Here is a 12,881-nt window from a genome sequence, read left to right on the forward strand (position 1 = left end):
AACATGAAAGAAAGAAGTGGTCGAGGCCGCACCCCCTTTAGGGGGCGCGGCCTCCCACCATTTAACACGCCGGAACGCTGTAGTGTCTGGGGCTATGGCCGTTGAAGCAGCTGTGAAGCCTCCGAACCGAGCGCGCGTCGGCGTGACACGGGTCCATCCCGAACTCTCCACGGTGACCCTGGGCAGCGGCGCGACGATCGGCTACGACCAGCTCGTGCTCGCCGCCGGCTCGCGTCCCGACTGGGACTTCATCCCGGGATCGGCTGAGGCCGTCCTGTCCGAGAACGCGTCCACTAACTATCTGTTCGACCTCGCCCCGAAGACGTGGCGACTCGTGGACGCCGCCACCTCGGGGACTGCTGTGTTCACATCGAGCTACGCACGCGCACCCGTGTCCGGTCGGTGGACTCGGGGACGACCGCGATCACGATCGAATCCGACGGTGCCACGGAGGAGATCTCGTACGACTTCCTGCACCTCACGCCGCCGCATATCGCCCCGGACTGGTTGGTGGACTGCGGCCTCTCCGCCGAGGGAGCGCGCGGGTTCGTGGACGTGGATCCCGAGACCCTGCACCATCGTCAGTACGAGAACGTCTGGGCACTCGGGGACATCGCGGCCACCCCGGGCTCCAGTTCCGGTGGTGCGCTGCGGAAGTAGACACCGGTCGTCGCGCAGAACATCCTGTCCGCGCTGCGCGGGCAGCCCGCCACTGCCCGGTACTCCGGGTACACCGTGAGTCCGTTCACCGTCTCCCGCCGCACGCTGGTGCTGGCGGAGTTCACCGCGGACGGCACCCCCAAGCCCAGCAGCAAGGTGTCCGACCTGCGGAAGGAACGCAGGTCTGCGTTCCTCCTCGACCGCTGGGGCCTTCCTTGGATCTATTGGCACCGCATCCTGCGGGGTAAGTGACGCTTCGCGCTTCCCCGCCCGGAGCGACCCCGCACCGATCACCGACCCCGAGGCGGGATCCCATGCAGAAAAGGTCATCCCGCATGTGTGGTGCCAGGGCACCGCGGAGGAAGCAGTCGCGTTCTACCGGAATGCCCTGCCGGACTGCACGCTCGCCGGCTCGTCCCGATATCCGGATGTACTGCGGTCCGGCGCAGAATCGCGCCGCGGAAGCCCTCCATTTCTACATCGATCACTTGTGGGTGGCGCTGTCCAAGCACCCCGAGGCGGAGGCCTGCGTGTGGTGCATGGACGATTTCGGCGTGAGCTGGCAGATCGTCCCCCGGGACAGGGGGGACTTGATGCAGCACCCCGGCGCGCATCCACGCATGCTGGAGATGAAAAAGCTGAGTATCGCGGGGTTGCGCGGGGACTGACCCCGAGGATCCCGCGCGTCTGCCTCTGGGTCGGCCCGCGCAGGTCGTTCCGGTCAGTTGCACCGGGCAGGTGGGTGACGGCTGCATTCTCGGGGGCCACCTGCCCGGGCCAAGATCGACGGTCCCCTGTTCCGGGCCATGATAGACGGGCCCCTGTCCCGGGTCGGGGTCGACGCGTCCCTCTTCCGGGTCAGGACCGGTTCACCTGGCTGCGCCGAGCGCCCGGTCCAGGTCCGCCAGGTGATCCTCGATGTCCTCGATCCCCACGGACAGGCGCACCAGATCCTCGGGAACCTCGTACGAGGTGCCCACCCGGGAACCGTGGGTCATGCTGTGGGGCACGCAGGTGAGGGACTCTACACCCCCCAGGCTCACCGAGAGGTTGTAGAGCTCGGTTTCGCGCACGAACGCGTGGGCGGCCTCGATGCCCCCGGCGGGCCGGAACGAGATGATGCCGCCGAATCCGCCGGTGAGGGTTTGTGCAGCCAGCTCGTGCTGCGGGTGTTCCTCGAGACCGGGGTAGTTGACCTCCAGGACGTCGGAGCGTGAGCGCAGGAAGCGGGCCACCTCAAGCGCATTCGAGCAGTGCCGTTCCATGCGCAGTGGGAGGGTCTTCAACCCCCGGGCCGCGAGGAACGAGTCGAACGGGCCGGCCACCGCGCCCCCGGCGAACTGCTGGAACCCGATGAGCTCGGACAGCGGCTGACCCCGCCACTCGGTGTCACCCACGACCACGGCACCGCCGAGCACGTCCGAGTGCCCGCCGATGTACTTGGTCGTGGAATGCACGACCACGTGGGCGCCGAGCACGAGCGGGTTCTGCAGGGCGGGGGACGCGAAGGTGTTGTCCACGACGAGGAGGGCGTCGGCGTCGTCGGCCACCTGCGCCCACGCGGCGATGTCCGCGACGCGCAACAACGGGTTGGACGGCGTCTCGAGCCACAGGACCTTGGTGCGTCCGGGGAGGACGGTCTCCGCGGCGTCGGACGCGGAGGCGGATGGCACGAAGCCGTGCTCGATACCCCACTTGGACAGCACCTGGTCCACGAGGCGGAACGTGCCGCCGTAGACGTCCGAGGCGAGCACGATGTGATCCCCCGGGGCAAGGACCGCGCGCAACAAGGCGTCCTCCGCGGCCATGCCGGAGGCGAACGCGAAGGCCCGGGTGCCCTGCTCGAGGGAGGCGAGCTGTTCCTCGAAACCGTTGCGTGTGGGATTGGAACCGCGGCTGTATTCGTGGCCCCCGGTGCGGAACTGGTTCACGCCGTCCTGGACGAACGTGGAGGTCTGGTAAATGGGCGGGACCACGGCGCCGGTGGTCGGGTCGGGCTGTTGGCCGTCGTGGATGGCGCGCGTGGCGAGTCCGGGCAGGCGGGTGTCGGTGCGGATCATGGGGTGGTCTCCTTCGGGGGGTGCGGGCAGCTCAGTGGGCCGCGGTGGTCGACGCCGAGCGGAGCTGCGGTGCGTGCGCCGGGGCGATGACCGACAGGGCTTGGAAGAGATCGGCCGTGAGATCGGCTTCGTCCTCGAGCCCCACGCTCACGCGCAGGGTCCGTTCGGTGATCCCGCTCGCGCGGAACTGCTCGGGCGTGAGGCGGCAGTGGGTCATGCTCGCGGGGTGCGCCACGAGGGTGCGGACGTCACCGATGTTGGCCGCGAGTTTGATCAGACGCAGCGAGTTCACGGCATGCTCGACCTGTTCCGGGGTTCCCTTGAGGTCGATCGAGAACACGCCGCCCACCCCGCGGTAGCCGCCGGTCTCCCGCAGCTGTTGCTGTCGCGGATCCCCGAAGCGGGGGTGGTGGACACGCTCCACCGCGGGATGCTCGGCCAGGGTGAGGGCGAGTCGCTCCGCCGTGGCGGACTGGCGTTCCACGCGCACACCCAGGGTCGTGATGCCCTGCAGGATCTCGTGGGCCGTGGTCGCGCCCATGCACGGGCCCAGGTCGTTGAGGTACTTGCACCGGGCGACACCCAGCAGCGCACGCCGGGCACCGAAGACCTCCACGGGAGAACGGTCCCCCCAGCGGTGGTGCTTGCGGGTCAGCCACGGCCACCGTTCGGGGTCCTCGGTGGGGTCGAAGGCCCCGGTGTCCACGAGCACACCGCCCAGGGGCCCGCCGTGTCCCGAGAGGTACTTGGTGGCCGAGTGCACCACGAGGTCCGCACCGTGGCGCCCGGGAGTGTAGAGGTGCGGCGTGGCCACGGTGTTGTCCACGATCACGACCACACCGTTGCGGTGCGCGATCTCCGCGATCGCCTCGAGTTCGGGCAGTTCCGTGAGCGGATTGGCCACGGATTCGAGGAAGAACACGCGCGTGCCGGGGCGCAGGGCATCCTCCCACTGCTGCGGTTCGCGGGGATCCGCGAACGTGACCTCCAGGCCCGTGTCCGCGAGGGTGTCCGTGAGCAGGTCCACCGTCCCGCCGTAGATCCGCGAGGAGACGACGACGTGCGCGTCCTTCGCGGGCCCGGTCAGCGTGAGCAAAGCGAGGCTCACCGCGGCTTGTCCCGACGACGTCGCGACCGCGCATTCCCCTCCCTCCAGCCGCGCGACCTCGGCCTCGAGCGCCGCGACGTTCGGATTACCCGTGCGGGCGTACGTGAAACCGCTCGCGCGCTGGGCGAAGACCTCGCGGGCGTCGGCCAGGGTCTCGAACGCGTACGCGGCACTGTGGTGGATGGGCCGGACGATGGGTGTGCCCAGCGGTGCGGGGGTGGCTGCGGTCATGGTCTTCTTCCTTCCTCGGCGCACCCGGTGGCCGCGCGGCGGCGGCCACCGGGTGGACGTTCCCTTACGGGTGAATCAGCGCTGCGCCGGAGTATCCGCGGCAGGGGTCGACGACGCGGCGACAGTGACGCTCCCGGACACGGTCGTCGCGTCGTTCGGGTCCACGTTCGCCGGTGCACCTGCGGGCGCGCCGGCCGTCCGAGCGGCGTCGTCGGCGGAGAGTTCCGCGCGCACGGTGACCGCCGCGGCGACCAGCCGGTCCAGTGCGGCCTCGGTCTCGGGCCAGCCGCGGGTCTTCAACCCGCAGTCGGGGTTAACCCACACGCGCTCGGCGCCGATCTCGTGCGCCGCGTGGCGGATGCGCCCCGCGACCTCCTCGAACGTGGGGACCCGGGGCGAGTGGATGTCCCACACGCCGGGACCCACGTCCCGAGGGAAGTCGGATGCCGCGAGCCCGGTCACGATGCCCGAACCGGAGCGGGACGCCTCGAGCGTGGTGACGTCCGCGTCCAGGGCGTCGATCGCGTCCAGGACGGTCTCGAACTCCGAATAGCACAGGTGGGTGTGGATCTGGGTGTCCGTGGCCGCCCCGCCCGTGGCCAGGCGGAACGCCCCCACGGACCATTCGAGGTACGCCGGGCGCTCGGCCGCCCGCAGGGGCAGCAGCTCGCGCAGCGCGGGCTCGTCCACCTGGATCACGGGCGTTCCCGCGCGCTCGAGATCCGCGATCTCGTCCCGCAGGGCGAGTGCGACCTGGTCGGCGACCTCGGCGGCCGGAGCGTCGTCGCGCACGAAGGACCACGCGAGGATCGTGACCGGCCCGGTCAACATGCCCTTGACGGGGCGCTCGGTCAGGGACGCGGCGTACGAGGTCCAGTCCACCGTGATGGGCGCGGGGCGCGAGACGTCCCCGAACAGGATCGACGGGCGCGTGCAGCGCGATCCGTAGGACTGCACCCAGCCGTGCTGCGTGGTCACGAAACCGTCCAGGCCCTCCGCGAAGTACTGCACCATGTCGTTGCGCTCGGGTTCGCCGTGCACCAGGACGTCGAGCCCCAGTTCCTCCTGGACGCGCACCGTGTGGGCGATCTCCGCGCGGATCGCGTCCGTGTACTCGGCCTCCGTGATCCGCCCCGCGCGGTGGTCCGCCCGGGTCTTGCGGATCTGCGGCGTCTGCGGGAAGGATCCGATGGTCGTGGTGGGCAGCACGGGCAAGCGCAGACGGTCGCGCTGGGCAGCGCGGCGCTGTTCGGCGTCCGCGCGCTGGCGGTCCGCGTCCTGCACCGCGGCGGTGCGCTCGCGGATCTCGGCCTTGTGAGTTGCCGGGTGCTCGGCGCGGGCCGCGCGGATCGTGGCGTCCTCGTCCAGGGTGTCCCGGATGGCATCCCAGCCGTGCTCGACGCCGCGCGCGAGCCCGACCACCTCGGTCACCTTCTGGTCAGCGAACGCGACCCAGCTGGTGACGTCCGGATCCAGCGCGGTCTCGCGGGCGACGTCGTGCGGGACGTGCAGCAGCGGCGTCGCGGTGCCCACGGCCACCGGCCCGCGGGCCGCGGCGCGCAGCCGGTCCAGGGTCTCGACGGCGCGCGCGAGGTCGGTGCGCCACACGGTGCGCCCGCCCACGACGCCGCCCACGACGGGGCGTTCGCCCCATGCCTCGAGTGCCTCCTTGCCGGGGACGTCCCCGCGGTCGAGGTCGATGGCCAGGGCGTCGACGTTCGTGTGGGCCAGGGCGAGCTGGGCGTCCTCGCCGGCATCGCCGTAGCCCACCGTCACGAGGATCGCGGGGCGCTGTTGCTCGTTCGAGAGTTGGGTGTAGGCGCTCTCGAGGGCGGCCACGAGTTCGGTGCGTTCCACACTCCACCCGTCCGCGGCGAGGGCCGGCTCGTCGAGTTGCACCCATTCGACGCCGGCCTCGGCCAGGGCTCGCAGGATCGCGGCGTATTCGGCCACGACGTCGTCGAGGCGCTGCAGGGGGTGACTCGCGACGGCATCGGTGGTCTCGGGGCGTGAGAGCAAGAGCAGGCTCACGGGACCCACGAGGACCGGGCGGGTGGTGATCCCGGTGGTCCCGAGGGTGGTCCGGTAGCGGGACACGAGGCTCTCGGGGTTCGCACGCAACGAGGTGTCCGGGCCGATCTCGGGTACGTAGTAGTGGTAGTTGGTGTCGAACCACTTGGTCATCTCGAGCGGCTCCAACCGATCGGTGCCGCGGGACAACGCCGTGATCAGCTCGATCCCGCGGGGCGTGTCCGGGGCTGCGGGCTCGTAGCCGTCCGCGATGAACCGCGTGGGAACCGCGCCCAGCGCCAGGGACGTGTCCAGGACGTGGTCCACCGCGAACCCCTCGGACGGCACAGCGTGATCCGCGGTGAGGCCGAGTTCGGACAATCGCGTGGCGGTGCGCTCACGCAACCGGGCGAGGGTGTCCAGCACCGTGGTGGCGGGGTGCTGTTGCGGGTCCTTCCAATAGGACTCGAGTGCGCGCTTGAGCTCGCGGTCGGGGCCGATGCGGGGGTAGCCCAGGATCGTGGCGGCGGGGAACGGGACGGGCTGGGTGCTCATGGGAACTCCTCGGAGCTGGTGTGGGGTATGGCGGTTAGGGGGTGTGATGAGCCGCGGCAACGGGTGTGCTCCGGCGCGGCGGGGTAAGGGGAACGTCAGCGTGGGTGGTGCCGCTACGAACGGTTTTCGGCCTGCCCGGATGTGGCGGTCGAAGCCAACACGATCGGTTCACGGGTCGGTCGGGGCTGGTGCGGCGGTCAGGCCGCGGGGCTGCGGCCTCGGTATTCGCGTGCGGCATCCCGGACCCGCAGGTGCTCCAGGATGGTCAGCGCCGCCTCGGGGCGGTTGAACGTGTACAGGTGGAAACCGGCGCAGCCCAGATCCATGAGGTCGTCGATCAGGGACAGGGTGGCCGCGACCCCTCGGTGGCGCAGTTCCTCAGGAGTGTCGGCGCGCAGGAACCGGGTGAGGCGTTCCGGGACCCGGACCCCGGTGATCTCGGTCATGCGCTGCAACCGTTGCGGGTTGCTCAGCGGCATGAGCCCGGCGACCACGGGGATGTGGATGCCCTCCGAGCGCGCGCGTTCCAGGAACGTGGCGTAGTCCTCGGGTTCGTAGAGCACCTGCGTGATCGCGTAGTCCGCGCCGGCCTCCTGCTTGTCCCACAGGGACGCGAGATCCGCCTCGAAGTCGCGGCCTCGCGCGGGGGACGGGTAGCACGCCACCGACACGGACAGCGGTCGCTGACCCGGGCGGAACCCGGTGCCGAAGCGACGTCGTTCGACGTCCCGGATCAGCTCCACCAGTTGGGAGGCCCGGCCCAGGCCACCCGCGGGGGTCCGCCATTCCCCGGTACCCAGGGGCGGGTCGCCGCGCAGCGCGAGGAGGTCGCGAACGCCGTCGTCCAGCAACTGGTCCACGGCGCGCTCGAGACCCGCGCGGTCCGTGCCACCGCACGTGAAGTGCGCCATGACCGGGGTCTTGGTCGTGCGGCGCAGGTGGCGCAGCGCCTCGCGGGAGACGCCGTGATGGCCGGCGTGACCGTGGGTGACGGAGAAGAAATCCGGCCCGGCCTGGGCCATGGCGTCGATGTTGCGCCACACGGTGTCCGGGTCCGCGGTGGGCCGCGGCGGGAACACTTCGAACGAGACGAGCGTGGAGCGGCGCGGGCGCCGGACCAGCCAGGACGTCCCCGTGGGCGGGCCAGTCACGGGCGCGGGTTCTGACGCTGCGAGGGGTGCGGGCATATAAAAAATCCTCCGGCCTTAGGACGCCGGAGGACGAGCTCCGAGCGCCGTACTTGCCGACCACGCGGTTGCGCGGCGGCCGGATCCTCATCTGGGGCACCCCACTACAGCTGGAGGGTTGCCGCCCGGCTAGCCAGAGCTTCGCGCCGGGACTCATGATCCTTTGTTACGAGTAAGCGTAGCACAGCCCCGCGACGCGGCCCACGAACGATGACGGAACCGCCGGCCTCCCGCCGCGCTCGTCTTCCCAAGCGGGCGGATTGGACCGCACGGGGGCACCTGGGCCCTGCCGTGGTCATCCTGCCCCACGACGTGCAGGACATGAAGATGCCCGAGTTGGGAGCCGAGAACTGGGTCTTGCGCTCGATAGCCGTCGCGCCGTCGACCGCGGAAGCCTCGGAGCAGGACAGTGTGACGCCGTCGCCCTCCGTCACCGCCACGCCCACCGCGAGCGAGGCGGCGGTGACGGCCGGGGCACTCACCCAGACGTTCACGACCCCGGGCGGGACCACGAGTTTCCGATACCCGACGAACTGGACCGTGGCTCCGTCCGCGACCTCCACCCCCGAGTACCGTACGAGGGACGTCCGGGTTGCCCGCCACGAGAAGGTCCTGATGCTGTCGCTGCGGCCCGACGCCGGCATCGCGAGCCCCGCGATCCCCACGCACGAGACCACGCTGGGGACTTTCCCCGGGGCGCGCGACGCACATGGCACTCCGTTGCGGATCGCCGCCGGCCCGTTGTCGGGGCAGGCCCCGGGTGTGAACATGGCGGTCATCTACGGCATCACGCCCGCCGCGGACGACGCCGTCCCCCTTGCGCAGCGCGACCGCCAACCCCGGTCGTCACGACCCCCGGGACCTGCCGGGATCGACGTCGTCCACGCAGGAACCCTGAGTTCGGGCCGCCGTGCATCCGGCGGCTCGCCGGTGCACCCGCGTGACGAAAGCGCGGCGAAAAGCAGGGACGCCCACCCGGTCAACCGATCGGTTGGGCGCGCCTTGGCGTGTCATCAGCGACTCAGCACGGGTGCCAGACCTTGCCTCCCGGTTCGTAGCACCGGGGGCCGGTGTAACCGGGATAGCCGCCATCACTCTCGGGAGCCGGGGGCACGTGGGGTGCCGCCGGCAGCTGCGGGGCAGCAGGTACCCGGGGCGCGGCCGGTAGCTGAGGTGCCGCGGGCTGCGCGGGGGCGGGGTCGTAGTTGTAGCTTGGTTGCGGAGCGGGATTGGGTTGGGGTGCCGGATCGCCCACGGCGACCTCGTCCTCCACGACCGCGGGAGGCGCCTCGAGCGTCGGCGTGGGAGTGGGTGTGGAGGACGGGGTGGGACTCGGCGTCGCGCTCGGGCTCGCGGTGCTCGAAGTTGTGGTGCCGGGGGATGCGGATTCCCCCGGCGGTGCGCAGTCCTGCTTCGGGTCGAAGAAACCGACCTGCATGGCCTGGGCCACGTTGTACGCGCTGTCCATCTCTCGCCGGTACGTGCTGTTGGCGCCCACGGTCATGGGCGTTGCCAGGCCCGCCTTGACGAGTGCCTGGTTGACGTTCAACCCGTCGTCGTCGCGGGTCACTCGGGCGAGGGTGCGCCCGTAGCGGTCCGTGCGTTCCACGTCGTAGTCCAGGTGGATCGTGGTTCCCTTGGGCAGGAGGTCGTCAAGCTTGGCCGTGGCCTCGTCCGCGAGGCACTCGCCGGGCTGACCGTCCCGCGCGACCTCCGGGGTATTGATGTTCAGCAGCCGCACCCGCGCGGACTTCCCCGCGATCGTGGCGTCCAGGGTGTCCCCGTCCACCACGCGTTCCACCGTGGCCACCGAGTCGTCCGGGGTGGGCGCGGACTCTGCGGCGCCGCCGCACGCGGTCAGGGCGAACAAGCTCGCCAGGACGACGGTGCTCGCACGGGCCCTCGGACCGGCGGCCCACCGGCGGCGGGCAGGATGGTGAATGGTCTCGGCAGGCATCGCGGTCCCGGGTCTCGGAGGAAGCACCCGGCATCATGTCGGTGCATTTGCAACGACGTTATTGTGCCAGAGGGTGTTCACCCTGCAGGGATCGGCGATCCGTGTCGCGTCACGTGATGCCTAGTGGAGTAAAAGCACCTGGGGGTGCCTCAAAACTGCTTTAGCTCAGTAAAAGCAGAGGGGGGGGGTGAGGCGGAGCTAGGTGTCGGGCGGGGGATGCGTTCGGGGCAGCGGGTGGGCGCGGGGTGGTGCGCTGTGCGGCATGGTGTAGACAAGACGCATGGCCACCATCGATGAGCTTCCCGGTGAGATCGTCGCGGACCTGCGTGTGAGCGATGCCCGTCCCCTGAGCGGCGGGGACACCGCCCACGCATACTGGCTCGAGACCCCGGACGGGCCCCTGTTCGCCAAGACCATGCCGGGTGCCCCGGCGGGCGTGTTGGCGTTGGAGGCGGCGGGACTCGAGGAGCTGCGCGCCGTCGCCCCCGCCGAGGTGCGGGTGCCCAGGGTGCATCACGTGGGCGATGAGGCCCTGGTGCTCGAGTGGATCGACGAGGGTCCCGGACGGCAGGACCGTGCCACGGAACGCAGCATGGGGGCCGGTCTCGCGGCCATCCACCGCGCGCGAGCCCCGCACGTCGGGTGGCTCTCGGCGGAGCTGCCGGAACGCATCGGCTCGTTCCCGGTGGATCTCACGCCCACGGACGACTGGGCCGACTTCCTGTTGCACCGCCGCATCGAGCCGTTACTGCGCGCGGCGATCGACGCGGGACACCTGGACCTCGCGGCGTCGGACCTGCTGGCGCGCGTGGCGCCGCGAGCGGACGAACTCGCGGGCCCTCCCGAGCCACCGAGCCTGCTGCACGGTGACCTGTGGGCAGGCAACCGCGTGGTCGATCGCAACGGGACGAACTGGCTCATCGATCCGTCCTCGTTCTACGGACACCGCGAGTACGACCTGGCCATGATGCAGCTCTTCGGCGGTTTCGGGCGGGAATGCTTCGCGGCGTACGACGACGTCTACCCCCTCGCGGACGGCTGGCACGACCGGGTGCCGTGGTACCAGTTGCCGCCGCTGCTGGTGCATGCGATCAGGTTCGACGGTGGTTACGGCGGGGCGGTCCTGCGGGCCCTGCGCAGTCTGATGTGACACTACGGGGCGCGTCCATCACCCGCTGAGGACAGGGCGTTCTCGGCCGATGACCGCGACAAGGCGGGTGCGGACAACGTTTTCCACCCGCGTGACATGGGTGGACACGTCCCCCGCACGTGCAGCATGATGTTTACTAGATTGTCTAGTTATCCACAACGCGAGGAACGCGATGGAGAGCAGTGCAACGTGGTACGGGCCGGTGAGCCCGCAGTCGCGTGCGCTGCGCCGGGTGGTCGTGCTCAACGCGGAGATCGCGTACGAGATCCGCCGCATCTTGGGGCTCAAGGGAACCGATTACGCGGCCATGGCCATGCTCATAGTCCATTCCATGGGGCCCACGGAGCTGGCTCACGCGCTGCACATCACGACGGCCTCCGCGACCGCGGTGGTGGACCGACTGGTGCGCGCGGGTCATGTGGTCCGGGAGCCCGTGGAGGGGGATCGACGCCGGATGACTGTGCGCGCGGTGACCTCGTCCAGGGAGCGGACCCGGGAGCACGTCGTGCCGGTAATCGGGATGGTCGAGGACGAGCTCGACGCCCTGGACGAGCCCGGGCGTGAGGCCGTCCTCCGGTTCCTGAGAGGTACCGAGTCCCGTCTGGAGGAGTACTTGGAAGACTTGCGTGGGCGCGCGGACCAGGCGTCCCAGGACGATCCCGGGGCGGGTGGGTCATGACCGAACGCGTACGCACCGCCCGGTCCCGTGAATCCCACCGAGCGGCTCCCGGGATCCCGTCCGTTACCGATCCTGGGGCCTCCCCGAGTGTCGCCCCCGCCGACGACGCCGCCTGGCGCCGTTTCCGCACCGCCGTGGGGGAAGAGCTGGACGCGTTCTTCGCGGCCCCCGCGAATCGAGTTCCCACGAGCCCGGGTTTCGGGGTGCTGTGGGAGCGGGTGCGCGAGCACATGGTGGGCGGCAAGCTCATCCGACCGCGACTGACGTGGATCGCGTGGTCTTCCTTCGCCGGGGGCGCGGGGGATGGATCGAGCGCGCCTGACCCGCTCGTCGCGCCGGACGCCGGGGATGCCGCGGAGACGCCGGGTGTGCGCGATGCGGCCGGAGACGGGAACCACACGGCGGGCGACCGAAAGACAGAGGTGCCGGACCCCGAGTGCGTGCGCCTGGCGGCGTCGTTCGAGATGCTGCACGCGGCCCTACTGGTCCACGACGACGTGGTGGACCGCGACTGGCTGCGCCGGGGCATGCCCACGGTGGGAGAGCTGTTCCGCCGTGACGCGGCCCGCGCCGGCGCACCCGAGCACGAAGCGGAACACGCGGGGGCCTCGGCGGCGATCCTCGCGGGGGACCTGTTGTTGGCGGGGGCACTGCGGCTCGCGACCACGTGCGCATCGGACCTCGCGCGGTGTCGCGCCGTGGCGGACGTGGTGTTCGACGCCGTGACCGCCTCCGCGGCCGGGGAGCTGGATGACGTGCTGTTGTCCCTGCATCGCTTCGGCGCCGAGCACCCCGGGGTGCAGGACATCCTGGACATGGAGCGGCTCAAGACCGCCACGTATTCGTTCGAGGCCCCGCTGCGGGCCGGCGCACTGCTCGCGGGTGCTCCCGCGGACGTCGCGGAGCGGCTGGCCCAGGCCGGCGCCATGCTGGGCGTGGGGTACCAGGTGGTGGACGACGTCCTGGGGACGTTCGGTGACCCGGGACTGACCGGCAAATCGGTGGACGCGGATCTACGTTCGGGCAAGGCCACCGTGCTCACCGCCCACGGGATGGGGGTACCCACGGTCCGCCGGGTCCTCAAGGACCTGGCGGCGGAACGCACCACGGTGCATCACGCGCGGGAAGCGCTCACGGCCTCCGGCGCCAAGGACGTGGCCGTGGAACTGGCCACGGATCTCGTGGACCGCGCCCGGACCACCCTGGACGAACTGCCCCTGCCCGCGGCGCAGCGCGATCAGCTCGTCGCGCTGTGCCACCACGTCCTGAACAGACACTCGTAGT

11 protein-coding genes and 1 riboswitch are annotated in these 12,881 nt (G+C 70.6%); of the genes, 6 read left to right on the top strand and 5 right to left on the bottom strand.

What is annotated here, in order from left to right:
* The first annotated feature begins 402 nt into the window (after positions 1 to 402).
* The 3 genes from RF650_RS10265 (at position 403) to RF650_RS10275 (ending at position 1,328) form a co-directional block, all read left to right on the top strand.
* The gene (locus RF650_RS10265) at positions 403 to 660 is read left to right on the top strand and encodes a hypothetical protein (protein WP_131333663.1); all 258 of its coding nucleotides are present in this window, start codon (positions 403 to 405) and stop codon (positions 658 to 660) included.
* A 75-nt stretch (positions 661 to 735) separates the two neighbouring features.
* The gene (locus RF650_RS10270; RefSeq protein ID WP_165489823.1) at positions 736 to 912 is read left to right on the top strand and encodes a hypothetical protein; all 177 of its coding nucleotides are present in this window, start codon (positions 736 to 738) and stop codon (positions 910 to 912) included.
* Between the two features lie 176 nt (positions 913 to 1,088).
* On the top strand, positions 1,089 to 1,328 hold the full coding sequence (locus tag RF650_RS10275) for a VOC family protein (protein WP_242670505.1): 240 nt from the start codon (positions 1,089 to 1,091) through the stop codon (positions 1,326 to 1,328).
* Positions 1,329 to 1,529: 201 nt separating this feature from the next.
* Here RF650_RS10275 and RF650_RS10280 read toward each other — a convergent pair whose 3' ends face one another.
* The 5 genes from RF650_RS10280 to RF650_RS10300 all read right to left on the bottom strand — a co-directional run bounded on the left by RF650_RS10280 (position 1,530) and on the right by RF650_RS10300 (position 9,681).
* Complete coding sequence (locus tag RF650_RS10280; RefSeq protein WP_131333661.1) at positions 1,530 to 2,720, bottom strand: cystathionine gamma-synthase; 1,191 nt, start codon at positions 2,718 to 2,720, stop codon at positions 1,530 to 1,532.
* A gap of 31 nt (positions 2,721 to 2,751) precedes the next feature.
* A complete protein-coding gene (locus RF650_RS10285; protein WP_131333660.1) occupies positions 2,752 to 4,059 on the bottom strand; it encodes an aminotransferase class I/II-fold pyridoxal phosphate-dependent enzyme in 1,308 nt (435 codons plus the stop codon).
* 75 nt (positions 4,060 to 4,134) lie between these two features.
* Positions 4,135 to 6,624, bottom strand: coding sequence for a 5-methyltetrahydropteroyltriglutamate--homocysteine S-methyltransferase (gene metE, locus RF650_RS10290; RefSeq protein ID WP_368814847.1), 2,490 nt, complete (start codon positions 6,622 to 6,624; stop codon positions 4,135 to 4,137).
* A gap of 197 nt (positions 6,625 to 6,821) precedes the next feature.
* Positions 6,822 to 7,811 (bottom strand): methylenetetrahydrofolate reductase, encoded by a 990-nt coding sequence (locus RF650_RS10295; protein ID WP_035964997.1) that lies wholly within the window; start codon positions 7,809 to 7,811, stop codon positions 6,822 to 6,824.
* A gap of 44 nt (positions 7,812 to 7,855) precedes the next feature.
* A riboswitch (SAM riboswitch) is annotated at positions 7,856 to 7,972 on the bottom strand.
* Positions 7,973 to 8,832: 860 nt separating this feature from the next.
* Complete coding sequence (locus RF650_RS10300; protein ID WP_368814848.1) at positions 8,833 to 9,681, bottom strand: thermonuclease family protein; 849 nt, start codon at positions 9,679 to 9,681, stop codon at positions 8,833 to 8,835.
* Positions 9,682 to 10,048: 367 nt separating this feature from the next.
* Between RF650_RS10300 and RF650_RS10305 the strand changes: the two genes are divergently transcribed.
* The 3 genes from RF650_RS10305 (at position 10,049) to RF650_RS10315 (ending at position 12,880) form a co-directional block, all read left to right on the top strand.
* Complete coding sequence (locus RF650_RS10305; RefSeq protein WP_368814849.1) at positions 10,049 to 10,918, top strand: fructosamine kinase family protein; 870 nt, start codon at positions 10,049 to 10,051, stop codon at positions 10,916 to 10,918.
* A gap of 172 nt (positions 10,919 to 11,090) precedes the next feature.
* Complete coding sequence (locus RF650_RS10310; RefSeq protein ID WP_085106588.1) at positions 11,091 to 11,597, top strand: MarR family winged helix-turn-helix transcriptional regulator; 507 nt, start codon at positions 11,091 to 11,093, stop codon at positions 11,595 to 11,597.
* Complete coding sequence (locus RF650_RS10315) at positions 11,594 to 12,880, top strand: polyprenyl synthetase family protein (protein WP_368814850.1); 1,287 nt, start codon at positions 11,594 to 11,596, stop codon at positions 12,878 to 12,880. The genes RF650_RS10310 and RF650_RS10315 overlap by 4 nt, the downstream gene beginning before the upstream one ends.
* Position 12,881: the final 1 nt, after the last annotated feature.

This window comes from Kocuria sp. CPCC 205297 (assembly GCF_040981035.1).
Lineage (GTDB): Bacteria > Actinomycetota > Actinomycetes > Actinomycetales > Micrococcaceae > Kocuria > Kocuria marina.